The organism is Hamadaea flava, from assembly GCF_024172085.1.
Taxonomy (GTDB): Bacteria; Actinomycetota; Actinomycetes; order Mycobacteriales; family Micromonosporaceae; genus Hamadaea; species Hamadaea flava.
Genome location: NZ_JAMZDZ010000001.1, coordinates 6,212,937 through 6,236,367, shown reverse-complemented (window position 1 = coordinate 6,236,367; position 23,431 = coordinate 6,212,937). Strand labels below are relative to the sequence as shown.

General features: G+C 67.0%; 25 protein-coding genes and 2 tRNA genes. 9 read left to right on the top strand and 18 right to left on the bottom strand.

Annotation, left to right across the window (positions count from 1 at the left end):
* Positions 1-90: 90 nt before the first annotated feature.
* Together HDA40_RS29250 and HDA40_RS29245 are read right to left on the bottom strand one after the other, a co-directional pair.
* Positions 91-924: a hypothetical protein gene (locus HDA40_RS29250; RefSeq protein ID WP_253761020.1), complete on the bottom strand. Its 834-nt coding sequence runs from the start codon at positions 922-924 to the stop codon at positions 91-93.
* Between the two features lie 27 nt (positions 925-951).
* Complete coding sequence (locus tag HDA40_RS29245) at positions 952-2,004, bottom strand: family 43 glycosylhydrolase (protein ID WP_253761019.1); 1,053 nt, start codon at positions 2,002-2,004, stop codon at positions 952-954.
* A 124-nt stretch (positions 2,005-2,128) separates the two neighbouring features.
* Here HDA40_RS29245 and HDA40_RS29240 point away from each other — a divergent pair, with 124 nt between their 5' ends.
* On the top strand, positions 2,129-2,809 hold the full coding sequence (locus tag HDA40_RS29240; RefSeq protein ID WP_253761018.1) for a hypothetical protein: 681 nt from the start codon (positions 2,129-2,131) through the stop codon (positions 2,807-2,809).
* Positions 2,810-2,842: 33 nt separating this feature from the next.
* Here the strand turns inward: HDA40_RS29240 and HDA40_RS29235 are convergent.
* From HDA40_RS29235 to HDA40_RS29225, 3 genes are all read right to left on the bottom strand, one after another.
* Positions 2,843-2,972, bottom strand: a tRNA-OTHER gene (locus tag HDA40_RS29235).
* Between the two features lie 19 nt (positions 2,973-2,991).
* A complete protein-coding gene (locus HDA40_RS29230; RefSeq protein ID WP_253761017.1) occupies positions 2,992-3,348 on the bottom strand; it encodes a hypothetical protein in 357 nt (118 codons plus the stop codon).
* Between the two features lie 40 nt (positions 3,349-3,388).
* Complete coding sequence (locus HDA40_RS29225; RefSeq protein ID WP_253761016.1) at positions 3,389-3,658, bottom strand: hypothetical protein; 270 nt, start codon at positions 3,656-3,658, stop codon at positions 3,389-3,391.
* Positions 3,659-4,853: 1,195 nt separating this feature from the next.
* Between HDA40_RS29225 and HDA40_RS29220 the strand changes: the two genes are divergently transcribed.
* Positions 4,854-5,618 carry a DUF5131 family protein gene (locus HDA40_RS29220; protein WP_253761015.1) on the top strand — a complete coding sequence of 255 codons (765 nt, stop codon included), beginning with the start codon at positions 4,854-4,856 and terminating at the stop codon, positions 5,616-5,618.
* Here the strand turns inward: HDA40_RS29220 and tcmP are convergent.
* From tcmP to HDA40_RS29185, 7 genes are all read right to left on the bottom strand, one after another.
* Positions 5,615-6,838, bottom strand: coding sequence for a three-Cys-motif partner protein TcmP (gene tcmP / locus HDA40_RS29215; RefSeq protein WP_253761014.1), 1,224 nt, complete (start codon positions 6,836-6,838; stop codon positions 5,615-5,617). The two genes, HDA40_RS29220 and tcmP, sit on opposite strands and share 4 nt — an antisense overlap.
* Before the next feature lie 104 nt (positions 6,839-6,942).
* Positions 6,943-7,368 carry an NUDIX hydrolase gene (locus HDA40_RS29210; RefSeq protein ID WP_253761013.1) on the bottom strand — a complete coding sequence of 142 codons (426 nt, stop codon included), beginning with the start codon at positions 7,366-7,368 and terminating at the stop codon, positions 6,943-6,945.
* A complete protein-coding gene (locus tag HDA40_RS29205; RefSeq protein ID WP_253761012.1) occupies positions 7,365-8,189 on the bottom strand; it encodes a protein phosphatase 2C domain-containing protein in 825 nt (274 codons plus the stop codon). The genes HDA40_RS29210 and HDA40_RS29205 overlap by 4 nt, the downstream gene beginning before the upstream one ends.
* Positions 8,186-8,956, bottom strand: a complete 771-nt coding sequence (locus HDA40_RS42245; protein WP_253761011.1) for a GntR family transcriptional regulator — start codon at positions 8,954-8,956, stop codon at positions 8,186-8,188. The genes HDA40_RS29205 and HDA40_RS42245 overlap by 4 nt, the downstream gene beginning before the upstream one ends.
* Positions 8,957-9,849: 893 nt before the next feature.
* Positions 9,850-9,923: transfer RNA gene (locus HDA40_RS29195), tRNA-Gly, on the bottom strand.
* A gap of 176 nt (positions 9,924-10,099) precedes the next feature.
* A complete protein-coding gene (locus tag HDA40_RS29190) occupies positions 10,100-11,308 on the bottom strand; it encodes a DUF1015 family protein (protein ID WP_253761010.1) in 1,209 nt (402 codons plus the stop codon).
* Between the two features lie 25 nt (positions 11,309-11,333).
* Positions 11,334-11,591, bottom strand: a complete 258-nt coding sequence (locus tag HDA40_RS29185; protein ID WP_253761009.1) for a hypothetical protein — start codon at positions 11,589-11,591, stop codon at positions 11,334-11,336.
* Positions 11,592-11,709: 118 nt separating this feature from the next.
* Here HDA40_RS29185 and pepN point away from each other — a divergent pair, with 118 nt between their 5' ends.
* On the top strand, positions 11,710-14,262 hold the full coding sequence (gene pepN, locus HDA40_RS29180) for an aminopeptidase N (RefSeq protein WP_253763853.1): 2,553 nt from the start codon (positions 11,710-11,712) through the stop codon (positions 14,260-14,262).
* 165 nt (positions 14,263-14,427) lie between these two features.
* On the opposite strand, the gene HDA40_RS29175 is transcribed toward pepN, so the two are convergent.
* Together HDA40_RS29175 and ctaJ are read right to left on the bottom strand one after the other, a co-directional pair.
* Positions 14,428-14,820 carry a DUF5130 family protein gene (locus HDA40_RS29175; protein ID WP_253761008.1) on the bottom strand — a complete coding sequence of 131 codons (393 nt, stop codon included), beginning with the start codon at positions 14,818-14,820 and terminating at the stop codon, positions 14,428-14,430.
* Positions 14,807-15,097, bottom strand: coding sequence for an aa3-type cytochrome oxidase subunit CtaJ (gene ctaJ / locus HDA40_RS29170; RefSeq protein WP_253761007.1), 291 nt, complete (start codon positions 15,095-15,097; stop codon positions 14,807-14,809). Before ctaJ ends, HDA40_RS29175 begins: the two co-directional genes overlap by 14 nt.
* Before the next feature lie 168 nt (positions 15,098-15,265).
* On the opposite strand from ctaJ, the gene HDA40_RS29165 reads away from it, so the two are divergent.
* The gene (locus tag HDA40_RS29165; protein ID WP_253761006.1) at positions 15,266-15,775 is read left to right on the top strand and encodes a hypothetical protein; all 510 of its coding nucleotides are present in this window, start codon (positions 15,266-15,268) and stop codon (positions 15,773-15,775) included.
* Positions 15,772-16,401, top strand: a complete 630-nt coding sequence (locus HDA40_RS29160; protein WP_253761005.1) for a class F sortase — start codon at positions 15,772-15,774, stop codon at positions 16,399-16,401. Before HDA40_RS29165 ends, HDA40_RS29160 begins: the two co-directional genes overlap by 4 nt.
* Before the next feature lie 52 nt (positions 16,402-16,453).
* On the opposite strand, the gene HDA40_RS29155 is transcribed toward HDA40_RS29160, so the two are convergent.
* Positions 16,454-16,975, bottom strand: coding sequence for an HNH endonuclease (locus tag HDA40_RS29155; protein WP_253761004.1), 522 nt, complete (start codon positions 16,973-16,975; stop codon positions 16,454-16,456).
* 197 nt (positions 16,976-17,172) lie between these two features.
* Here HDA40_RS29155 and HDA40_RS29150 point away from each other — a divergent pair, with 197 nt between their 5' ends.
* From HDA40_RS29150 to HDA40_RS29135, 4 genes are all read left to right on the top strand, one after another.
* Positions 17,173-18,216 carry a mechanosensitive ion channel family protein gene (locus HDA40_RS29150; RefSeq protein WP_253761003.1) on the top strand — a complete coding sequence of 348 codons (1,044 nt, stop codon included), beginning with the start codon at positions 17,173-17,175 and terminating at the stop codon, positions 18,214-18,216.
* 160 nt (positions 18,217-18,376) lie between these two features.
* Complete coding sequence (locus HDA40_RS29145; RefSeq protein ID WP_253761002.1) at positions 18,377-19,702, top strand: MFS transporter; 1,326 nt, start codon at positions 18,377-18,379, stop codon at positions 19,700-19,702.
* Between the two features lie 7 nt (positions 19,703-19,709).
* Positions 19,710-20,117 carry a globin gene (locus tag HDA40_RS29140; protein WP_372503005.1) on the top strand — a complete coding sequence of 136 codons (408 nt, stop codon included), beginning with the start codon at positions 19,710-19,712 and terminating at the stop codon, positions 20,115-20,117.
* A gap of 205 nt (positions 20,118-20,322) precedes the next feature.
* Entirely contained in the window at positions 20,323-21,576 is a 1,254-nt protein-coding gene (locus HDA40_RS29135) for a WD40 repeat domain-containing protein (RefSeq protein ID WP_253761000.1), read from the top strand.
* Between the two features lie 4 nt (positions 21,577-21,580).
* Here the strand turns inward: HDA40_RS29135 and HDA40_RS29130 are convergent, their stop codons facing one another.
* The 3 genes from HDA40_RS29130 to HDA40_RS29120 form a co-directional block, all read right to left on the bottom strand.
* On the bottom strand, positions 21,581-22,168 hold the full coding sequence (locus HDA40_RS29130; protein ID WP_372503004.1) for a type III secretion system chaperone family protein: 588 nt from the start codon (positions 22,166-22,168) through the stop codon (positions 21,581-21,583).
* A 198-nt stretch (positions 22,169-22,366) separates the two neighbouring features.
* Complete coding sequence (locus tag HDA40_RS29125; protein ID WP_253760999.1) at positions 22,367-23,002, bottom strand: DUF8185 domain-containing protein; 636 nt, start codon at positions 23,000-23,002, stop codon at positions 22,367-22,369.
* On the bottom strand, positions 22,984-23,430 hold the full coding sequence (locus HDA40_RS29120; RefSeq protein WP_253760998.1) for an acyl-CoA thioesterase: 447 nt from the start codon (positions 23,428-23,430) through the stop codon (positions 22,984-22,986). Before HDA40_RS29120 ends, HDA40_RS29125 begins: the two co-directional genes overlap by 19 nt.
* Position 23,431 lies beyond the last annotated feature (1 nt).

Sequence of the window (23,431 nt, the reverse complement as noted above, 5' to 3'; positions counted from 1 at the left end):
TAGGAGATGCACGCGAAACAGATCGATAACAGAAACTGCGTCGACGCCCGGCATCCCACCGAGGAATGCCGGGCGCGAAAGGTCGGCGCGTCAGACCCGGCGGAGCTGGAGCACCGCCACCCGGGCGTCGTGGCCGTCGACGTTCATCGGGACGACCTTCGTGTTCCGCAGCTGGATCTGTACGCCGTTCGTGCCCTGGATCCAGCCGATGTGATCGATGCCGGAGCCGAAGGCCCGCGTCTCCCGCTCTGGGTACAGCTTCGGCATCGGGTCACGGTTGGTGTCGCCGGTCCAGATCACCGGATAGCCACGCGTACGCCAATATTCCATGACGGTGTTCCGGAGGGTGTCGAAGTGCAGCGCCCACATCCGGTCCCGCCACGCCTCATACGGGTCTTCCTTCCCGTTGTACGCCCCGGCCACGAAGTGCGTGTTGACGAAGGCGAACTTGAGCGCCGGGTCGTCGGCCGCGCCCAGGAGGACCTCGGTGATGACTCGGTTCGGCGAAACCCCTTCCTTGCCCGGGTGAACCGGTGTGACCCGCTGGGCGAGCACCGTGTACACCTTGGGCACGGACATCGGGACGAGGTGCCCGCCGTCGTTCAGGTGCAGGTTGTTGTAGTACGGCCCGAAGTGCTCGTTGATCCAGCCCTTCTCCTTCTCGTCGCCGTCGCCCTCGCCGATCTCCTGCCAGCCGACGAGCGGCCGGTCCTGGGGACCTTCCATGCTGAGGGCGTTGCGGACGGCGACGATCGCGGCCTCCCGCTGGCCGAGGTTGTCTCGGCCGATGTTGGCGGTGACGACGCCGAGGTTTCGCCAAGCGGTCGCCGCACCGGCGGACTCGGCCAGGCCCAGCGCGCCGGTAGCTCCGGCGAGGGCGGCGCCACCGGCCAGGCCGAGCGCGCGTCGTCTACTGATTGGCATCACGGATCTCCTTTGTCGAAGCAGCGGTCAGGACACGAGGAAGCCGGAGGAGGGCCGGGTCAGCACGCCGGTCATCGGGAACCGGGTGGCCCCGTCCCACCAGTGCCAGACCACGCGGTAGGTGCCGTCGGCGGCGGTGAAGACGTCCATCCCGCCGGGACCCTGATGATTGCCGGGAAGACCGCGGATCGGGTTGAGCCCGGCCGCTCCGGTGAAGCCGAAGAAGGGACGCGCCACACCCTCGCGGATGGGCGTACAGCGCGAGCCCGGCAGCGGGGTGGTACCGCAGTTCGCGATGCCGGTCGCGTACCGGGGGCTGTCCCAGTTGTTGCCCGAGTACATCAGGTACCAGTCCCCGTCGGCGGCCTTCCACATCGACGGGTTCTCCACGACATGCGTACCACCGCTGGTCTTCGCGGTATCCCAGGTGATGTCGGTGCTCTTGAGCATGTCGCGCCGGGTGTCCCAGATCGCACGGCCCTCGCTGTCGGTCCGGACGGTGGAGATGCCGGTCTCCGCACCCGTCGCGATCGCGTCATCCCGGTAGGTCACATACAGATTCCCGCCGGCAACGAAGGGATTGGCGTCGAGCGCCCACCGACCCGCGTCGGGGCAGGCCCATTCGCCCTGGTTGACGAACGGACCGCGAGCGCTACTGGAAATCGCCCGGCCGATGCATTTCTGGCCGGAGCCCTTGCGGGAGGCCGTATAGAACATGAAGAACCGGTCGCCGAACCGCGCGACACCCGGTGCCCAGATCGCACCGTCGGGCTCAGCCCAGGCACCCGGCCCAGACGGAAGCGCGTCGTACGCCGCACAGTTGGCCATGCCGACAGCACTGCCGGAGCCGTGGACGAGAACGGGCACGAACAGCCGGCCGGTCGCGCCGCAACGCGTACCCTTCCCGGCGCCGACGGTCGTGCCATAGGTGACGTACGAGCCGTCCTTCGCCAGGACGGTGTCAGGGTCGGCCAGCGGGAAAGTCGACGTGCTCGCCGCGAGAGCCGTCGCCCCCGCGGTCACGACCAGGGCCGTTGCCGCGAGCGCGACGAGCGCCCCACGTAGTCGGAGAGAGCTCACCGGACGCCTCCTGTCGAGGTTGGTCACTTGTGGACAGCAACCGAGGCTAGAGACGTCGACTACATTCGATGCACAAAATTCATACACGACCCCGGACAACGCGGGATCTGCATACGATGCGGCGATGCCCCTCGCCGACCTCGTCATCATCGCCTGCGTCACGATGCTGTTGCCGCTGCTCGGTTGGGCGGCGATCACCCGGACCCGCCTCATCGGCATCATCGTGGGCGCGATGCTCGTGCTCGTGCCCGTCGGGATCGTCTTCGGACTGGCGCGCGGACTGCCCCTGCCCGGCGGCACCGACATGCTTTTCGCATACCCGCTCGCGGCGCTCGCGCTCATCGCGATCGGCCGCTCGATAGAACGGCGCTCGTTCCAGGCGACGACGCCGGCCGCCACTGCGAAGGCGGCGTACATCGTCCTCGCTCTTCACCTGGCCGGGCTGTTCTGCCTATGCGCGCCGGCCATGCTCCTCATGGTCGACTCTGAGGAGCTGCACACCAGTCCCAGCGTGCTGTCCCCGCTGCCCGACGGCTTGACGATCGCGTCAGACGAAGGCGACGACTGCGGGATGGCGGTTTGCTATCGCAACATCACCATCAGCAGCACCCGAGCCGATTCCACCGAGGCGATCGAACGGCGACTTCGCGATCACCTCGTCGAGCGCGGCTGGAACCTAGGCGACGACGCATCGGACTGTCGCAAGCTGGGCTGGCTCATCGATCAACGCGTGCTCTGCCTGAGCCTCCGGTCCACCGACGCCGGGGTGGTCGTCCAGCTCGAAGGCTCTCGGGCCTGGGCATGATGAAGCCCAGGTCAGTGACCTGGGCTTCATGTGTGGAGCGGGCGATGAGAATCGAACTCACGTAATCAGTTTGGAAGAACTCGATCAACTGACCGTGATACCCGAAACGTCTGCTCAGACGCACTGCCGATATGCCCGATCATGACCGTTGGCGACCGTCCGCGGAACCGCCTAATGGCCCGCTAATGGCCCACGCCTCCGCGCGGAACGAACCCTTCACGGACCTCGCAAGCGTCCGCCGCCACAAGACACGACACCTTGCCACCGCCCGACATCGCGTCGATATCAAAAGCCACGAGCACCCTCGGTTGCTCGCCGATACACCGCGCGACGTATGCCGTCTCCTCGGCGGTGGGCTCACGGAACTCGGGATTGTCGAAACTGGCGGGCAGCGCCAAATAGCTCAGATCCGTGAACGCCACTTCGAAGTGATGGCCGTATGTCAGGTCGGGCGCGGCGGCCAGGACGAGAGTTGCCCCGTTGTACGAGAGGATATCCCAGTCCCAGGCGGCCGTATCGGGAATCAGCGGCACGATCACGACGACATGCTGCCACGGGAGCATTGCCGACCCCCGCGGGTCACTGCTGCGGATCGTCCAGCCTTGCCCGCAGGCGGGCGAGTGCTCGCAGAATGTCGTCGCGGTTCTTGGCCGACTTGATCCAGGCCGGAATCCGGCTGGCCAACCTGCTGTTGCCGGGGGCGGTCTCACGAAGGTCTGCGGCGACGTAGTTCTCCAGGAAGGTCAGGTGGTCGGCGTTGATCGCCCACAGCACCCGACCGCGAAACGGCACCGCCAGCCACAAGGGCAGACCCGAACACGGGTCGACCCCCTCCCGGCCGCCAGTCACCGCGTGCACCGTCAGCGGTAGCCGGGTCGCCTTGCCGCAGGGGCAGCGCAGCCATCGCGTGCGGGGTTGACCCGACCAGCGCGAACGGCTGGCCTGGTAGGTCAGCCTCCGCCCACAGGCGCCACACCGGCCTGACGCATGGATCCACACCGGCCCGGGATACGACCGGCCGGAGTCCCCGACATATCCGCAACTCGAACAGGTCACGCGACAAGACCGAACTACCGCACGGCCGTCGCACCGCGGACAGCGCACCAGTGCCCCGTCACGTGGCAGGTACTGGACGGGCTGGGCCGCCTCGTCGAAGCGCGCAGGTGGGGCGGACACTCCATCACGGTAACCGCAGATGTAGGCCCCTGCCATGGAGTACTCCCAAGCGGGGTGAGCGTTACGTACAGCGGTAGCCGCACGCACGCCACCCGCCTGATGCCATCCCGTCTGCCGTCGACCCACACACCGTGGTCAAGATTCCCCTGAGCGGGTCAAGGTGGAGCACTCCACGACTGAACGACCTTGACCCGCTCAGGGGAATCTTGAAGGCTTCAGCCTGGGTCGATGGCGGGCGGGATGGCATACCCCAGCTCAACCACTCCCTTACCTCTCGTCGCGTACGCGCGTCGGCCATCCTGGAGCCGGAGCGCCCCCGCCGGAGGCACAGGTCTTCAACAGCCCGAGTCGACCGCGCCGATGACGACCGGAACGGCTTGGCGTCGTCGCTCTGGCACTCATCGTCGATGACATGATGCCGTAGTTCCTCAGGATGCCGGACGTCGCCAACTGTGCGCCGGCCGCCGCCGCGCGGCGGGCCGAAGGTATAGCCGCGGCGGCGAAAGCGGCACGGCGCGGCCCGCTTGCGGGCCGCTTGCGGGCCGCCTTGATCCTGTAGAGAAGAATTCGGCAATCAAGTCCATCGAACGTGCTGCGTCACGAGCGTTCGACTGCCGTTGACCTTCCCAGGGAGAATTCGCGCAGGGCAACTCGTCGGCTGGCCGAAGAGATTCTGACCGCTCAGCCCGACGAGGCTGTCCATCCAGGAATATTGTTAGCGTGCGATGCCCGCATGATCCACAGACTTCCCACTTATCATCGAACGAACGTTCGACAAACCCGCAAGGGTAGGTTAGCCTGACTAAAACTGTGGTTGACACGCCCTACAGTTCCTGCTTTTCCGACAGGTCCGCGGAAGGATACGACCATGGGAGATCGCAGCCAGATCGAATGGACCGAGGCCACGTGGAATCCGTCAACTGGATGCGATCGTGTGTCGGCTGGATGCGACAACTGCTACGCCCTGACCTTGGCAAAACGACTGAAGGCTATGGGTCAGCCCAGGTACCAGAACGACGGCGACCCGCGGACGTCGGGCCCCGGATTTGGCGTGACGCTGCATCATGACTCGCTCGCTTTGCCACGTCGATGGAAACGGCCTCGCCTGGTGTTCGTTAACTCCATGAGCGACCTCTTCCACGCGAAGGTTCCACTCTCGTTCATCGCCGACGTCTTCGATACGATGCGTGAAACTCCACAGCACACCTATCAGATACTGACCAAGCGCTCCCTACGCCTTCGGCGACTAGCGGGATTGATTGACTGGCCAGCGAATGTATGGGTCGGCGTCTCCATCGAGAACAATAAGGTCGTTAACAGAGCGGATCATTTGCGAGACGTTCCCGCAGCAGTTCGATTTCTTTCCTGTGAGCCGCTCCTGGGAGCACTGCCGGATCTACACCTACGGAATATCGACTGGGTCATAGCCGGCGGCGAGAGCGGGCCTCAGTATCGGGCCGTCGATGCGGCCGCAATTCGCCAGCTGCGAGACGTCTGCGTACGCAGCAACGTTCCCTTCTTCTTCAAGCAGTGGGGTGGACCAACCCCGAAGTCAGGTGGCCGCGTCCTAGACGGACAAGTCTGGGACGAGATGCCTGACACATATGTCGGGCACGAACTCTTACGAGTCTAGGCGGCAGTCGAGGGTGTAAGCACAAATTTCTCGACGTCTCCCTTGCCATCACATCCAGTCGCGCCCGCCTTGTACAGACGCTTAACCGCCTCCCGGATGTGCTTTTTGCGTGCATGATCGATGGCGCTCCCAAGCACAGCAGCGTGGAAGCTTTGTAGCTGGAACGCACCAATCTCGGCAAGAAGTCTTTGAATATTTGCCATGACCTCAATTACCCAGCTCTCCTCCCGTGTCGCCTCTTCGGCGTCGAAGGGATCACCGAGATCGAAAAGTGCGTTGTCGTCCGGAACATGCGGCGGCGCGCATTCACGTCGCCAAGCCGCCTGGGCAATGGAGTTTGCCTCGCCGAATAGCCAGACGCCGTCCCAGTGCCGTGTGAAGAACACAAGGTGATAGATCGGCTGGTGATGCCTACGGTTTCGAACGGCAACTGTCCATGCAACGGCACCGACCTGCCTGCATACTCGGTCGGCGTATCCATTCGCTATTGCCTCGACCGCCGATGCATTGTCGGGCGCAGCAAGGAAGACCGCCCGCCACCAATCACCGCCGCATACCTCGTCCATTCGAGCGAGCGTGACATCGCGATTTTTCACTGCCTTTTCCGTCAGGAGCAGCCCGCCGATCCGTCGAACGGCGTTCGAAGAGAAGTTCAGGAGGACCTCGGTGCCACCTGCGACATGGGGCCGCGCAGGGCCAAATATCTTCTGGGTAAGGTCCTCGAAGCTGATTCCGAGGCCGAACGGATCCAGAAAGGCTAGCAGCGGCGCGCCCTTAGCCTTCTCCAGTACGTAATCAAGGTGGCTCTCGACGCGCCCCTTCAGTGCTTCGGCCACGATTCCAGTCGCCGACAGTTGCTCCACGAGCGCCCTCAGCCGCAGATAATCCTGCCGACTACGCTCCACAAAGTAGCATTCGAGCGTGCGAAACGCCGCCACCGATTGAGCAGATCCGAGAATGAGGGCAGGAGAGCCCGGAGTGCCGTCCGAATAGGTTCCCGGACCTGCATACCCATCGAGGAATACGACCCTACGATCCTTAGCGTATAGTCCGATCTTACTCACAAATGGCGTCACGTACTGACGCAAGATCTCGTGCTTGAGAACTGCGGCTGCCTTCTTGCTGACGAAGAAGGGGCTGGACGAATCCTCCTCGGGCTCGTCGATCGCATCTGCAAGCTGATCAACTACGTCCAAGTCGTCTGCTTCGGGCACGGCCACCACCATCAGCGTAGAGGGATGTGACGGAGCGCCATGAGTATGTCACGGGCGATCACAGAGGATCGGCCCGTAAGCATCGTTCTGAGTGACCGGACGATGTAGCTCTAACCGATTAGCGTCACTCCATCATGGATTCGGACGGCGGGACTAGTGGCCTGAAGCGCATCGAGCGCTCTGACGGCGTAGACTTCCGGCATCCTGGCTCGGACATCATCGACGGTCCACCATTCGACGGCCTGCGACTCGTCTGTGGTGATCGGCGTGCCGGAGACGTAGCGAGCGAGAAACACCAGGGCGACGACGCCGACCTTAATGTTCTTGTAGACGCCAGTGAGGCGTACAGGTTCGACGTGGACGCCCGTCTCCTCCAGGACTTCGCGCTTCATGCCGTCCGGGATGGACTCGTCCAGCTCCAGAACTCCGCCTGGCAGTTCCCATCGGCCGTTGTCGCGCCGCTGGATGACGAGAACACGGTCCTGATCGTCTACGACGACTCCAGTGACGCTGACGGAGTGGCGGGGCAGGGTCATGGTTCCTCCGTGATGACCAGAACGGCTGCGGTCGCATCGTCGTGTGGCTTACCCACGACGCGGCCGGCGGCATTGCGGCGGCGCTCCGCCTCGCGTACCTGACGGATGAGTTCGCTCGGCCCTTCGTCGCTGAGGACCTTCAACAAGGCTGGCCAGGTCAAGATGCCGAGCGAGTCGACGGCGCAGGCGGCTCCGTCCGTCAGGAGCGCGATCCGGCTAGGGCTTCCATCACCGTGCGCTGGCAGGCTTCCGGTGATCGCGTGCGCGGCAGCGGCGGGTTCAGCGGCAGCGATCCAGTAACCGCCGTCGCGGTTGGTGAAGTCCCACTTACCCGGGGTGTAGCCGCGGTTGGCCGCGAACGCGTCATCTGAGTCGGCGGGCGCCCGGCGCAGCCGGGTAATGATCTGCTCAAAGCGGTCGTCGGTGATGGCCTGGACCTCACCCTCGACTTCCAGCACCAGGGTCACGTCGCACAAGACCAGATAGTCGAAGCGACCCGCGTCGACTCGCACAAGGCAGACGGTCGCGGCCGGCGTGGTCGGTGCGGTGAGGTCGCAGTCAGGGTGGTCGTCACGCACCGCCGAGATGGCCTCAGCCAGGATCTCCTTCAACGGCTTGGCGGGGTCGGCGCTGTGCTGCTCGGCGAGCCGCCTAGCAAGACGGCGCACGTACCAAGCTGCTCCATGGATGCATCCGGAGTCGACCCCATCAGCTTGCGTGACGCCATCGAGAACTCCGACCAGGTTCCCGACTTGGAAGACGGCATCCTCATTCTCCGGGCGACCAGGAGCAGCAGCCGTGGCGGATCTGACCTCGATCATCCTTGCGCGCCTTCGCCGGCCATGTCGTTCCAGCCGTAGCGCAGAGTCCAGAGGTGGCCGGGCATGACGTGGATCGTCACGCTGACCGGTTGATCGCCTTCGGCGTACGCGACATGCGTGATCTCGAAGACGGGCAGCGTCGGCTCGATCTCCAGCCTCCGGCGTTCGTCGTCTGTGGGCATGCGGACGTTGATGTCCTCGGTGAACCGGACGGGTCCGTGTCCCAGGTCTGCGAGGCGTCCGTACGAGCCGCCTTTTCCGACGTCCGGCTCGGTCAGGTTGCTGTTCTTGACGAGCGCCCACGGGTAGTACGAGTCGGCGAGCTGCGTCGGCTCCTCGTTGGCGAACAGGACCCGGCTGCGAACGAGCGCGGGCCGGCCGTTGAGCTGGAGAAGCCGGTCTACCTCCGGCGGTGCCGTCACCTCGCCGATGTGCAGGTAGGCCGTACGTGATTGCAGGTTGAGCTTCGTGATCTCGACCTGACCGGCTCCGGTGCCCTGGCCTCGCGCCGCGAAGCGGGCCACCGCATCACGGGGGATCTTCGGCAGGCTGCGAACGAAGGTGCCCGCTCCACGCCGCACCTTCACCGCGCCACTGGCCCTGAGCAGGGTTACCGCCTTGTTGACGGTCACTCGCGAGACGTTCAGTTCATTCGCGAGATCGGGCTCGCTCGGCAGGACAGAACCAGGCGGATACGTGCCGTCGTCGATACGCCGCTGAAGAAGTTCGGCGATCTGGACGTATTGCGACTTGGACGGTTCGATCACCGACACCACTGCTCACCTGCTTGTACGACGTAAGACAACTCCAGCGTACGTGCGCTAGGCGACTAGCGCACCTCGGCATGTAAGACATCTTGCCAGGGCTTCATGGGGCTCGTAAGATGTCTTACATCTATATAGGCGTCGGTTTATTTGGTGAACTATCAAGAGGCCAAGGAGGTCGGGTCGATGGTCTCGAATTCGATCAAGGTTACCGTGTGTACGGAGCTGGTAATCCTGCGTCTCCAGCCTCGATGCGGTCATCGACTTCTGCGCGAAGAAGGTTGGCATGGCCATCCCGCGGACGCAGGACGGGGACATGGCCCGCCACATGTGACCAACGGCAGCCATCGACGTCTTCCTGGAGACCGGCATGTCCAGCAGCCTGTCGGGGACGAATGTGGAGCTCGCGGCGAATCAGCAACAGGGACCACCGTCGCTTTAGCGGTCCGGTCGCCAGTCAAAGGAGGAGTTCGTCGGCGTGACGCCAGCTTGGTTGAGGCGCGCAGGCGACATGATGCCGTTCGATCCACTCGTAAAGCCGGCCTCCTGAGGCGATCGGGCCCCGATACCAGCACACAGTCCGCCAAGATCAGCTGCTCCGGGCTCTTCAGTCCCATGAATCCCGTGGAAGGGGCGGGTTCGTGATGCTCGGGTCATGGCGACACTGCCGGCCACCCGAGAGGATGTGCTCGTGGTGTCACAGGGTCGCCGCGCGCAAGAACGACATCTTCTGCTCATCGTGCACTGACGAGATCGCCGCACTGGTGTGGGCACAGTCCCGACCGCGTTGGCGGTGATTCTCAGGACCGAATTGATCCAGCTTGGACGACAAGGGCCGATGCGCTAACGGATGAGGCCCAGGTCTCGGATCATGTCCGTGACCTGGGCCTCACATGTGGAGCGGGCGATGAGAATCGAACTCACGTAATCAGTTTGGAAGACTGAGGCTCTACCATTGAGCTACGCCCGCGTAGCGCTCCCCGTGGGAAGCGCCCAGCGAATACTACACGAAGCGCAACGGGACCCCGCATGGATATCCCCCAGCAAGCGAGCAAGGTCATCAGTGAGCTGCGGAGTTGATCAGGGCGCCAGGAACACGACACGCCGGTTGATCATGACCGAAGGTTCATGATCAACCGGAAACCGCTAGGAGAGCTGGGCGGTGACGAGGCCGGCGCGGGCTTTCGGGGTGAACCAGGTCGACTTGCGCGGGAGCTTCTCCCGGGCGAGGTTCACGGCCACGAAGTCGGCCACGGTCACGGGTGCGATCAGGATCGCGAGGGCGGCGCGGCCCGCGTCGACTTCGCCGGCGAGCCAGTCGGCCGGGTAGTCGCCGCCGACGTAGGTGATGCGCTTGTCGCCGGGGTCGAGGGCCAGCGCTTCGCTGAAGACCAGCCGCTCGACCAGGGCGTGGTCGAGGTTCTCCACGTCGGGCACTCCGGCCGACGGGGGCAGCACGATGCTCCAGTGGCCGCTTTGTGCGTACAAGTGGATGGTGCCGCGGGTGGCTGGGACCGTGACCGGGCCGCTGAGCGCGGTGACCGTGGCGCCGGTTTTCTCCAGCGTCGAGACCAGCTCGTTCGGCGGCAGCGGGAGCTCCGCGAGCAGGCGGTTGTAAGGCTGGATGGCCACCGACGCCGGGGTGGTCACGACTGCGAGGAACCGCGGCAGCTCGCCGACCTGGGCCGCGAGAGACCGGTGGTTGCCGTCAGCGACGACCAGCTCGCCGCCGCCCGCGAGGCCCGCGAGACTCGCGGCCAGGGGGTCGGTCCCGCTCACCGGCCAGATTTCGTGGATACGCCCAGCGGGGTCGACGTCGCTGGCGGCGGACGGACCGAGATCCGCGACAGCGGCGGCGAGCGCGGCGTGCAGTTCGTCGCCTCGGGCGGTCTGGAGGAGCAGGACCGGGCTGAGCAGGTGGCCGATGGCCTGGAAGAGCGCGACGCGTTCCTTGACCTTGGCGAGGAAGACGTCTTCGTTGCGGATGACCAGGCCGGGCTCGTCGGCGCTGGTGGAGATCTGGTCGGTGTCGACCATCGCCCAGAGGCCGTAGCCGACCGCGCCGTCGGGGGCGGTGATCCGGTAGACGACGACCACCTCGTCGGCCGAGCTGAGCGCGCCGGACTCCTGCAGGGCGGCGAGTCGGCGCTGCGCGGCCGGCAGCGCGTCGAGGAAGCTGCTGCCGAGGGAGTCGGGTGCCAGGTGGGGCATCTCGATCGCCAGCGCGCTGGCCGGGTCGGCCTCGATGATCGCGGTGATCTCGGCGTCGTCGGCGAACTCGTCGTAGTTCTGCGCTCCGGTGTTGCCGGTGGGCGTGGCGAGCCAGGCGCGAGAGATCGGGTGCACAACCGTCATGGTGCTCGAAAATACCGCTGCCGACTCAAGCCGGGGCGAGCGCCCCGGCCAGGTCTCGCCACGTGGGCACGTAATGCGGGATGCGCTGGGCGAGGGCCTCGCTCGCGCGGTGGCGGCCGTTGCCCAGGTGGGCGCGGACGACGATCGGCGGGGCGAGAAGATCCACTAGTTCGGGGTCGGCCCACTGGCCGGGGCGGACGTCGAAGTGGATGGTGCCACGGCAGGCGGCCACCTCGGCCGGGTGGACCCGCATAGTCCAAGGCGCGGCATTGTTTTCAGCCATGTATTGCTCAACGACAGAGGGCCACGTTGGCCACACGCTCCGGTGTTAGGGTCCAAGAAACAGTGGGTGCTTACCCGTGTTTCCATTTATTCGACAAGGAGTTGCCCCCGTGGCAGGAGTGCGCAACCTCACCCAGGCGGAGGCGGTCGAGCGAGCCCGTCTGCTGACGGTGGGCACGTACGACATCACGATCGATCTCACCGACGGCTCCGGCAATCCCGGAGACGGAACCTTCCGGACTGTCACCGAGGTCGCCTTCGACTGCGCCGAACCCGGCGCGCAGACCTTCATCGAGCTCGCCGCCCGGTCGGTACGCAGCGCGACGCTCAACGGCTCGCCGGTCGACGTCTCCGGCTGGTCCGACAGCACCGGCCTGGTCCTGACCGGTCTCGCCGCGCAGAACCGGCTCGTCGTCGACGCCGACTTCGACTACTCGACCTCCGGCCAGGGCCTGCACCGCGCGGTGGACCCGGTCGACAAGGAGGTCTACCTCTACAGCCAGTTCGAGACGCAGGACGCCCAGAAGGCGTACGCGTGCTTCGACCAGCCCGATCTCAAGGCGACCTACACCTGGCACGTGACCGCCCCGGCGCATTGGAAGGTCGTCTCCAACTCGGTCGTCGACCGGGTCGAGAAGACCGACGTCGGCGCGCAGGTCGTGCATTTCGCCGAGTCGGCCAAGATGAGCACCTACGTGACCGCGCTGTGCGCCGGCCCCTACCACGAGGTACGCGACGAGCACGACGGCATCGACCTGGGCATCTTCTGCCGTCAGAGCATGGCGCAGTACCTCGACCCGGATGACATCTTCCTGCTCACCAAGCAGGGCTTCGACTTCTTCCACCAGCAGTTCGGCGTGCGCTACCCGCTGCCGAAGTACGACCAGCTGATCGTCCCGGAGTTCAACGCCGGCGCGATGGAGAACTTCGGCTGCATCACCAACGCCGAGACCTGGTTCATCTTCCGGTCGGCCGTCACCGACTACGAGAAGGAACAGCGCGCCAACACGATCCTGCACGAGATGGCGCACATGTGGTTCGGCGACCTGGTCACCATGCGCTGGTGGGACGACCTGTGGCTGAACGAGTCGTTCGCCGAGTGGGCCTCGCACTGGGCCAACACGGAGAACACCCGGTTCGTCGACGCCTGGACGACGTTCCTGTCGATCCGCAAGAACTGGGGCTACCGCCAGGACCAGATGTCCTCGACCCACCCCGTCTACTGCGAGATGCCCGACGTCGCGGCGGTCGAGGTCAACTTCGACGGCATCACGTACGCCAAGGGCGCCTCGGTCATCAAGCAGCTCGTCGCGTACGTCGGGATCGACGCGTTCGTCACGGGGCTGCGGGCGTACTTCGCCAAGCACGCCTGGTCGAACGCCACGTTCACCGATCTGCTGACCGAGCTGGAGACGGCCTCGGGCCGGGAGCTGACCGACTTCGCCGACCAGTGGCTGAAGACGGCCCAGGTCAACACCCTGACCCCGGTCGTGGAGATCGCGGCGGACGGCACCTACGAGTCGGTCGTCGTTCGGCAGTCCGCGCCGGACAGCCACCCCGTCCTGCGTACGCACCGGATCGGGGTCGGCCTCTACGACCTGGCCGACGGCGGCAAGCTCGTCCGCCGGGACGTGCTCGAGGTGGACGTCGCGGGGGCGTCGACGACGATCTCCGCGTTGACCGGCGTACGCGCCGCCGACGTGCTCGTACTGAACGAGGGCGACTACTCCTACCTGAAGCTGCGGCTGGACGACCGGTCCCTGGAGACCGTCGTCAACCACATCGGCGGCTTCGAGTCGTCGCTGACCCGCGCGCTGTGCTGGACGGCGACCTGGGACATGGTCCGGGACGCCGAACTGGCCGCGCGGGACTACCTCACCCAGGTCGTCTCGGGTCTGCCGGTCGAGACCGACTCGTCGCTCGTCACCGCGACGCTCAACCAGCTGCGGACGGCGCTGACGTTCTACGCCGACCCGGCGTGGGCGCCCGAGGGCTGGGCGCGCCTGGCCGCGACGGCTCGTGAGGTCGTCGCCTCGGCCGAACCGGGCAGCGGCACGCAGCTCATCTGGGCGCGTACGTTCATCGGGGCGGCCCGGCAGCCGGCGGAAGCCGCCGTGCTCAAGGGCTGGCTGGACGGCGACGGCGTACCGGAGGGGCTGACCATCACCGGCGAACTGCGGTGGCAGCTCGTCCAGGCGCTCTCCGCGCTCGGGGTGCTCACCGGCGACGACATCCAGAACGAGCACGCCGCCGACGAGACGGCCAGCGGTGACAAGGAGTCGGCTACGGCGTACGCCCTCCAGCCGGACCCGGCGGTGAAGGCCGAGGTCTGGGCCGAGCTGACCGGCGACGCCGAGCCGGCCAACTGGCGTTCCCGGGCGCTGCTGCTCGGCTTCCAGCACTCCACGCAGGTCGAGCTGACCAAGCCGTACGCCCAGAAGTACCTGGACGTGGCGGCGGAGATCTGGGCCAAGCGCGACAGCGAGCCGGCGCAGGAGTTCCTCGTCCTCGGGTACCCGGCGATGCAGGTGAGCCCGGAGACGGTGGCGGCCACCGAGGCGTGGCTGGCGCAGGACGGGCACCCGGCCCCGCTGCGGCGGCTCATCGCCGAGGGCAAGGACTCCGTCGAGCGGGCGCTGGCCGCTCGGGCGTGCGACAGCGCCGCCGTCTGACGCTCTGACGCGTCGGCGGCCCGCGCCGCCGACGCGCCTGCGACAGCTGCAGATCACGGTTACGCAGGCCATTTCAGGCCGCGGAAGCATGCGTAACCGTGATCCGCGGGGAATACGAGAACGGCCCCGCTCGTGGCGAGCGGGGCCGTTTGAGTGTGTGCTGAGTTACGAGCGGCCGGCGAGGTTCACGAGCATCGCGAGCCCGCTGATGAAGCCGCCCGCGAGGTCGCCGCCGTTGAACGCGGCGGCCATCGAGAACGCCGCGAGCTTGCAGTCGCGGTCGTGCAGCCGCTTGCGCGCCTGCTCCCCGGTCACGATCTCCAGCTGGCGCTGCTCCGGCGAGGCCGCCAGGAGTACCGAGCGGGCCGGTTCGGCGAGTTCGCCGTGCAGCTTCTCGGCCGCTTCGCGGACGGGCTCGTCGAGGCGTCCGCAGTAGATGCTGAACGAGAGGCCGGTCGTCTGGTCGGCCTGCTTCAGCGCCTCGTCGAGGCGGAGCAGCTGCCGGGTCGTGAACGGACCGTCGGCCGGCGGGGTCTGGGTGTCGTCACCAGCGGTCACTTGCGCCTCCCGTCACGCCGGGTGCCGTGGCCGTCGCGGCCGTGGCCAGCTCGCTGCCGGTCGCCGCAGGCAACGCCGCCTGCGCGTGCTCACCGGGCTCCTCGCCGGACGCGTGGGCCGAGGAGGTGAACCAGACCGGCGCCGAGTCGAAGGACCGGCCCGGCCGGTAGCGCTTGGCGCGACTCTTGCCGCTTCCGGCGTACACGAGAGCCGCGACCACCACGATCACGGCGAGTGGCGCCACGACGAAGGTGAGAACGGTCTGCGCAATATCCAAGATCAACGCCCCCCAATAAAGGCGTCCAACAGGACGGTGGACCTCCTAAAGCTAAACCTACCGGCGATCACCCAGCGTGGCGGGGTACGCCGAGAAATCCCGCCAATCTCGTAAAGCGGTTACGAATCTCTGTAAGGATGACGAGCAGGACATACGAGAGGAATCGCCATGAGGGCTGTTCTGTCCCGCCTAGCCGTGGGGGGCGCCGCGTTGCTCGCCGGAGCCGCGACACTCCTGTTGGGACCGGCGGTGCCGGCCCATGCCGACACCGTCTTCATCGAGGTGAACCCGTCGACCATCCTCGCCGGATACCAGGTGGCGTTGCGCGGTAGCTGTGGCGCGAACCCGAACGCCGCGAAGGCCACCTCCACCGCGTTCGGCACGGTCACGCTGACCCCGGAGAAGGGGTTCCTCATCGGATCCGCGACCATCCCGTCGGATAAGAAGCCCGCCGGATACTCAGTCAAATTGACCTGTGCCAGCGGCAGCACCGCGACCACGACCGTCTGGGTGATCAGCGCCTCGTCGACGCCGACCAAGGGCCCGAACACCGGCGGTGGTTATCTTGCTCACGGTGGTGGCGGTACCGCGCTGCTCGCCGGTGGCCTCGCCGCGATGGCGGCCGGTGGCGCGCTGGCCTTCTGGACGGCCCGCCGGCGGCGCGAAGTCCGGCAGTGAGCCGCCGGACCGGCCGGTGGACAGGGTGGCTGGCCGGTCTGCTCGTGCTCGCCGGGATCTTCTGCGCGGGTGTCGGGCTGGGCCAGGCCACCGGTGCGTTCTCACTGCCCGACCTGTTCGGCGCGGGCACCAAGGCCCCGCCGGGCGAGTTCCCGGTGCTCGGGCCGAGCCGGCCGACCCGGATCGTGATCCCGTCGATCGGCGTCCGGGCCACCGTGCACGGCGTCGGCCGGGATCGGGACGGCGCCATCGCCGTCCCCTCGCTGTCGCTCACCAATGAGGCCGGGTGGTTCACCGAAGGGCCGAGTCCTGGTCAGTACGGCCCGGCCATTCTGGTCGGCCACGTAGACACCCACGACCGCCCGGCGGTCTTCCACAAGCTCGGCGATCTCAAAGCCGGCGCGCGCATCGAGATCACCCGGCGCGATCGCAACGTCGCGGTCTTCGAGGTCAATTCCGTCGAGACCTTCCGCAAGTCGGACCTGCCGGCCAAGCGCGTCTACACCGACTACTCCCGGCCCGGACTGCGGCTCATCACCTGCGGCGGATCGTGGGTGGGCGGAGACCTCGGCTACGCGAGCAACGTCATCGTCTTCGCCTCGCTCATCGAGGTCCACAAGGCATGAAACAAGGGGTACGCCGGTGGGCGTACCCCTCGAAAGTAAGTCGGAAAGCAGGTCAGAGGGCTGGGGCCAGCCACTCCTCCCACCTCGGGTCGGGGGCCCGGTGACCAAGCACCCGCCACGCGGCGCCGCGTGGGGCGGCGGGCTGGGCGGGCAGCCGCCAACCGAGCTCGGCCAGCGTCTTGTCGCCCTTGGAGTGGTTGCACTTGGCGCAGGCCGCCACGACGTTCTCCCAGTGATGGCCGCCGCCTTTGGACTTCGGCATCACATGGTCGATCGTCTCGGCCGGGCCGAGGCAGTAGACGCAGCGACCGCCGTCGCGGGCGAAGATCGCCCGGCGGGACAGGCCGACATGCGTCCGGTAAGGCACGCGCACGTAGCGCTGAAGCCTTATCACCAAAGGGATCGGCAGGGCCCGGCGGGTGCTGTGGAGCACGCCGTCGCCGTCGGCCACACAGACGGCTTTGCCGGACAGGATCAGGATCGCGGCGCGTCGAACAGTGACGACACACAAGGGCTCATAAGTCGCGTTCAGGACCAGTGCTGCTGAGCTCTTCATGTGTCGTATGTCAGGCATCGCCGTCACCCTTCTCGCGCCGTTGTCGTTCCCCCGGCCGGGGGGCCTGTGACAATCGTGACCGACGGATGTGCTAAACGCACGACCTTTTTCGACTTCGGGCGAAGAATTCACCGCCATGTAGCCCAACGCGTCGGAAATGCCGGAAATTACCGGCGGACTGGATCTCTCAGTCGACCGTGCTGTACTAACGTCTCGTGACCGCGCTACTCCTTCAATTCCTCGCCGATGCCACTCCCTCCCCGACGCCCACGGTCGACTGCGACGGCGACAGCGCCTGCATGCAGTTCTACGACTGGTTCAAGAACGCGAAGGTGGCCGAGGCGAGCCTGTGGGTGATCAAGCCGGCCCGCATCGTGCTGATCGTCGTGCTGGCCCTGATCCTCCGCGCGGTCCTGCACCGGACGATCACGCGGATGACGGACCGGGCGGGTGAGGGCAAGATCCCCACGATCCTGCGCCCGCTGCGGGAGAAGCTGCCCTCCTCGCTGACCGAGCCGACGTCGTTGTTCCCCGAACGGCGACGTCAGCGGGCGGCGGCGATCGGCTCGGTGCTGCGCAGCTTCGTCACCGTCACGGTCTTCTCCATCGCCGGGCTGATGGTTCTGGCCGAGTTGGGCATCAACCTGACACCGCTGGTGGCGGGTCTCGGCATCGTCGGCGCCGCGCTCGGTTTCGGCGCGCAGTCGCTGGTCAAGGACCTCATCGCCGGGTTGTTCATGTTGCTGGAGGACCAGTACGGCGTAGGCGACACGGTCGACGTGGGCGACGTCGTCGGCGTCGTCGAGGCGGTCGGGCTGCGTACCATCACGATCCGCGACGGTCAGGGCATCGTCTGGTACGTCCGCAACGGCGAGATCATCCGGGTCGGCAACAAGAGCCAGGGGCACGCCGTCGCCATCGTCGATCTGCCGATCGGCTTCGCCGGCGTGGACGAGGCGGTGAGCGTACTGCGGACGGCGCTGCTGCGGTTCGCCGAGGATCCGGCGTACGCCGACGACTTCCTGGAGCCGCCGGAGGTGGCCGGGATCGAGGCGGTGACCGTCGACGGCGCGACCGTCCGCGTGATCGCCAAGACCACCAACGACACCCATGCCCGCATCCTGCGCGAGCTGCGCCGCCGGATGACCGAGGCGCTGGAGAGCTCCGGCATCGCGGCCACCATCGCGGCGTCCCGTGGGCTGCGCCCCAGCACTCCTGGTGACGGGGAGAACGGCGTACGCGGTCCCGCCCCGGTATAGGCCGGGTACCGGTGGACGTCATCCGTGGGGACTAGCCAAGCCTCAGCTATTCGGGCAGAATCGGGACTCATAGCACCACAGGAACGTCGTTCGTCGCCCAAATTGCGACGCGGTGACCGACCCATATGCACCGCCGTTCGCGAAAACTGGAGGCTCCACGGTGTCCCGGACCACCCCCGAGGATGGCGCGCGGAAAGCACCCGCACAGGATGAACGCTCTGCGACCTATCGCGAGGTGCTGGCCGGCGGCGAATATCGGACGGTCTTCACGGCGAACATGCTCTCCCTCGTCGGGGACTATTTCGCCAAAGCGGCGATCACTGCGCTCGTCTTCAGCCAGACGGGGTCGCCCGGTCTCTCGGCGGTCGCCTTCGCGCTGAGCTACGCACCGTGGCTGATCGCCGGACCGGTGCTGGCCACCCTCGCCGAGCGGTACGCGTACCGCAACGTGATGATCCTGTGCGACGTGGCCCGGATGTGCCTGGTGGCGCTGGTCGCCGTTCCTGGAATGCCGCTGTGGGGCATGTTGGTGCTGCTCTTCCTGGCCTCACTCGCCAGCCCGCCCGCGCAGGCGGCCCGGTCGGCGCTGCTGCCCCAGATCCTGCCGGGCGACCAGTTGCCGGTCGGCACCGCGCTGAACCTCACCGCCGGGCAGATCGCCCAGGTCGGCGGCTATCTCGTCGGCGGCCTCCTGGCGGCGGTCAGCCCGCGGGGAGCGCTGGTGTTCGACGCGGCAACCTTCGCCGCCTCGGCCGTGCTCTTGACCCTCTGGGTCACCGCCCGCCCGCCGATCGTCGTCTCCGGGCAGCACCACCTGATCCGGGAGACCGGCGAGGGCTTCCGGATGGTGTTCAGCTCCACCACGATGCGCTCGATCGCGCTGCTGGTGTTCAGCGCCATGCTCTTCACGACGGTCCCGGAGGGTCTGGGCGCGGCCTGGGCCAACCAGTTGGACGGCGTCTCCACCGCCAATCGGGGCCTCTGGCAGGGCCTGATCATGATGTCTTCGCCGGTCGGCGCCGCCCTCGGCGCGCTGATCCTGACCCGGGCGCTCAGCCCGGCCCGGCGGCGTCGCCTGTTGCTGCCCTTCTCGCTGGCCATCCCGGCAGTCCTGATCCCATCCCTGCTGCAGCCCGGCCTGCTCGGCGTTTGTTTGATGTCGGCGCTCTGCGGATTCTTCGCGGCAGGCATGCTGCCGACGGCGAACGCCTTGTTCGTCCGGGTGCTGCCGGAGGGCTACCGCGCACGGGCCTTCGGCGTCATGCAGATGGGCCTCCAGCTCTGCCAGGGCGGCGGCATCATCGCGGCCGGCATGCTCTCCAACTGGCACCTGCGGGTGCCGACCGCGATCGGGCTGTGGAGTGTTCTCGGTCTCATCCTCATCATCACCGTCGCGATGACCTGGCCCAGCCGGGAGCTGTTCGACCGGGCGCTGGCCGAGGCCGCCCCGAAGCCGAGCACCGCACAGCCGGTCGCCGCCGCCTGATCTTGATGTGCCGTCCGGCCGACCGCCTGGCAAGATTGAGGGCGTGACGGTCAGCCTGTACGAACAGTTCGGCGGCGAGCCGACCTTCCGGAAGCTGGTGGACGCCTTCTACGCCGGGGTCGCCGACGACCCGCTGCTCCGCCCGATGTACCCGGAGGAGGACCTCGGCCCGGCGCGCGACCGGCTCACCAAGTTCCTGATCCAGTACTGGGGCGGGCCGACGACGTACTCGGACGAGCGCGGGCACCCGCGGCTCCGCATACGCCACGCGCCCTTCACGGTGGACGCCGAGGCTCGCGACGCCTGGCTCAAACACATGCGGGTGGCGGTCGACTCGCTGGGCCTGGAGCCGGAGCTGGAGCAGACCCTGTGGGACTACCTCGAGCGGGCTGCCTACTTCATGACCAATGCTTGAGCCACGCTCCTCGGCTCAAGCATTGGTCATGAATCGGCAAGCACAGCATGACCAATGCCTGAGCCACGCTCCTCGGCTCAAGCATTGGTCATGAATCGGCAAGCACAGCATGGTGAATGCGGACGGAATGTCCGCCGCCGCAGCACTCCCACAGTGCTGTAGCCCGCGCACGCTTCGCACCATCACCCTGTCTCGTTACCTATGCATGAGACGTCGGCTTTTCCTCGCTTTCGCCGCACTTCTGACGTTGTTGACCGGTTCGAGTTTCTCGCCCGCTGAGGGCGCGGACTACCAGCCGGTCGTGGCGACCAACCCGGTCGACTGGACGCCGCACATCCGCGACGGCGCGGTGCACGCGATGACCGTCGTCGGCGACGTCGCCGTGGTCGGCGGTGACTTCAGCGAGGTCAGCAGCGCCGACGGCGGAACCGGCTACGAGCGCGGGAACCTCATGGCTTTCAGCCTCACCAACGGGCGCGTACTGCCGTTTCAGGCCGATCTGGACGGACCGGTGTGGGCGCTGGCTCCCGGCCCGGACAACAGCGTCCTGGTCGGCGGCGGCTTCGACAAGGTGAACGGGGTCACGAACCCCGGCCTGGCCCGGCTCGACCTCGCCACCGGGCGGCCGTCGGCCGGCTTCGACGCCTGGGTCGCCGGCGACGTACGCGCGATCGCCGTGCGGGGCGGGTGGGCGTACGTGGGCGGGTGGTTCGACTATGCCGACGACGTCGCCCGGACGGCGCTGGCCCGGATCGACGCGCGTACGGGTGCGCTGGACCGGTCGTTCGACGCGAAGCTGCGCGCGCCCGAGATCGGCCGGGCGAAGGTCGAGGGCTTGGCGATCAGTCCGGCCGGCGACCGGCTGGCCGTCATCGGCGCGCTGACCCAGGCGCTCGGGCAGAAACGCGTACAGGTGGCGCTGCTGGACATCTCGCGGCCGGCGGTGCGGTTGGCCGACTGGAGCACCGACGCGTACAACCCCCGCTGCCGGCGGCAGTTCGACACGTATATGCGCGACGTCGACTTCTCCCCCGACGGCGAGTACTTCGTCGTCGTGACGACCGGCCGTATGTCAGCTCCCGACCTGCTGTGCGACACCGCCGCCCGGTTCGAGACGTACGCCTCCGGCGACCGCGAGCCGACCTGGGTCAACCACACCGGCGGCGATTCGCTGTACGCCGTCGCCATCACCGGCACCGCGATCTACGTGGGCGGGCATCAGCGCTGGCTGGACAACCCGTATGGGCACGAGGACGCCGGGTTCGGGGCGGTCAGCCGGCCGGGCATCGCCGCGATCGATCCCGACTCGGGCGAGGCGATGTCGTGGAACCCCACGCGCAGCCGCGGCGAGGGACTCCGCGCGTTCGTCGTATGCAAGCAGGGCCTGCTCGTCGGGTCGGACACCGACCAGCTCGGCCACGAGTACCACGGCCGCATCGGCCTGTTTCCGCTGCGGTAACGGGTTAGATGAGCGCCGCCTCCGAGTGCAGCCAGTCGACGAACTCGGTGGCCACCGAGGCTCCGCATTCGACCAGTTCGACCAGCAGGGCGTCGTGCGCCCCGGCGTTCAACGGGACCTGCGTCTCGGCGTAGATGGGCAACTGCCCGCCGTCGGTCGGATCCCCCACGTACGCCTTGGCGAACCGGTTGACGTGGTTCCACTCGTTGACCGCCCGGTACGCCCGGTCGGCGAAGTCGAGCGGGACGGTGGCGTGCGGTCTGGCCCGGATGACCAGGATCTCGTCATCGGGACCTTCCATTGTGTACAGCAGCGCGTGCCGCTCCCACATCGCGAGGAGGTTGCCGAAGCCGTCGGAGAGATATCGGACATCGAGGAGGTTTAACGCGGTCGCGATCCGGGAAAGCGTGACCGGAGAGACGGCGCCCGGCGCCGGACCGAGGTCCAGTGTGGACAGGTCGTCCGGGACGGCGAACGCGTTCCGGCCGAGATCCTCGCACGCGGCAGCCCGCAGCGACGACTCGTGATCCCCCGTGTGATGGCGCAACGAACGACTTGGTGTAAACCATGACGCAACTGACCACCACGGCATTGCTCGCGCTCCTCTATGGATCCGAACGGTTACCTTGCGTGTGATCCCGAGGCTGAACGTTACCTGGAAGTACGACTTCTGGCAGCCCCCCAACCGCATCCACGATCCGTTCGGTTCAGCGATGATGGGCCGAATGGCCGATAGTGCAACGTAGTCGCGTAAGGGCTGGCGAGGGGCGCAGCGAAATCGCGACAGCCTCTACAAGGGGCGTAGCGTCGGCGCGGACGGCCGATACCAGGCGACACCGGCCGGTGCGGACAACCCGATCCACGGACCGGCCACCAGCACGTCGACCTCATCGACAGTCGCGGTCACGTCACGAGTCGCCGGATCGACGTCATCAGCGTCGAGCAGCCCCATCCGCGTGACGGCCTGCACGAGCCGTTGCGGTATCTCGATCGGCCGCCCGGACCAGTCCGCGACGTCGACGGTGACCGTCACGGCGACATGATCGAGCAACGCGTCGCGCAGTCGCCGGGAGCCGACCGCCTGGCCGCCGACGCCACCGGTGGACGCCTGGCGCAGGGTCTCCGCCGCGGCTCGGGCGATATCGCGTACCACTTGGGCGGGCAGGACCTCGACGGATTCGGCGGCCGCCGACGGGAGCGGCCACCGCCACTCGCTGTCGCGCACGCGCGGATGCGCGGCCCCGGCGAGCAGCTCTGCCACGGCGAACGTGCGGTCGGCCGAGGTGAAACCAGGAATGGTCCGAGTGACCAGTACGCCCCACGGCAGCATGCCCCACAGCGCGACCCGGTTGGGCCCGGCCGGCCGGACACGGACCAGAGCTTGCGGGTCGAACCGGGCGAGCCGGGCTAGGAAGCGGAGATCCATGGCCGCAGGAACTCCTGCTCGGGATCGGAAAGCCGGCGCGGGCGGCCCTTGTCCAGGTCGAACGGGACCAGGATCGAGCGCGCCCGGCTGGCCAGCACGTCGCCGTCGAACAGCTCGTAGCAGACGGTGAACCGGGACGGCCGCAGTTCGTCGATCCACATCTCGATCCGGACCGGATCGCCGTAGTCCACTGGCCGGAGGTAGTCCACCTCGTGCCGGGAGACCACGACGCCTTCCTCGAATGTGGACAGCCCGGCCGACCGGGCGCCCACGAACATCATCGCGACCCGCGCCTCCTCATACAGCGTGAGGAACCGCGCGTTGTTAACGTGCCCGTAGGCGTCCAGGTCGGACCAGCGCAGGCTGACGTGGTAGACGAAGCGCGCCGGGGAACGCTTGCGTGAGCCGCCAGATTCGTACTCGGACAAG

Coding starts and splice junctions, on each gene's coding strand:
- HDA40_RS29205 (WP_253761012.1), bottom strand. CDS start 8,189: ATGATCGAGGTCAGATCCGCCACGGCTGCTGCTCCTGGTCGCCCGGAG.
- HDA40_RS29190 (WP_253761010.1), bottom strand. CDS start 11,308: ATGACGGTTGTGCACCCGATCTCTCGCGCCTGGCTCGCCACGCCCACC.
- HDA40_RS29155 (WP_253761004.1), bottom strand. CDS start 16,975: ATGCCTGACATACGACACATGAAGAGCTCAGCAGCACTGGTCCTGAAC.
- HDA40_RS29135 (WP_253761000.1), top strand. CDS start 20,323: ATGAGACGTCGGCTTTTCCTCGCTTTCGCCGCACTTCTGACGTTGTTG.
- HDA40_RS29130 (WP_372503004.1), bottom strand. CDS start 22,168: ATGCCGTGGTGGTCAGTTGCGTCATGGTTTACACCAAGTCGTTCGTTG.
- HDA40_RS29165 (WP_253761006.1), top strand. CDS start 15,266: ATGAGGGCTGTTCTGTCCCGCCTAGCCGTGGGGGGCGCCGCGTTGCTC.
- HDA40_RS29125 (WP_253760999.1), bottom strand. CDS start 23,002: ATGGATCTCCGCTTCCTAGCCCGGCTCGCCCGGTTCGACCCGCAAGCT.
- HDA40_RS29250 (WP_253761020.1), bottom strand. CDS start 924: ATGCCAATCAGTAGACGACGCGCGCTCGGCCTGGCCGGTGGCGCCGCC.
- HDA40_RS29240 (WP_253761018.1), top strand. CDS start 2,129: ATGCCCCTCGCCGACCTCGTCATCATCGCCTGCGTCACGATGCTGTTG.
- HDA40_RS29220 (WP_253761015.1), top strand. CDS start 4,854: ATGGGAGATCGCAGCCAGATCGAATGGACCGAGGCCACGTGGAATCCG.
- HDA40_RS29210 (WP_253761013.1), bottom strand. CDS start 7,368: ATGACCCTGCCCCGCCACTCCGTCAGCGTCACTGGAGTCGTCGTAGAC.
- HDA40_RS29185 (WP_253761009.1), bottom strand. CDS start 11,591: ATGGCTGAAAACAATGCCGCGCCTTGGACTATGCGGGTCCACCCGGCC.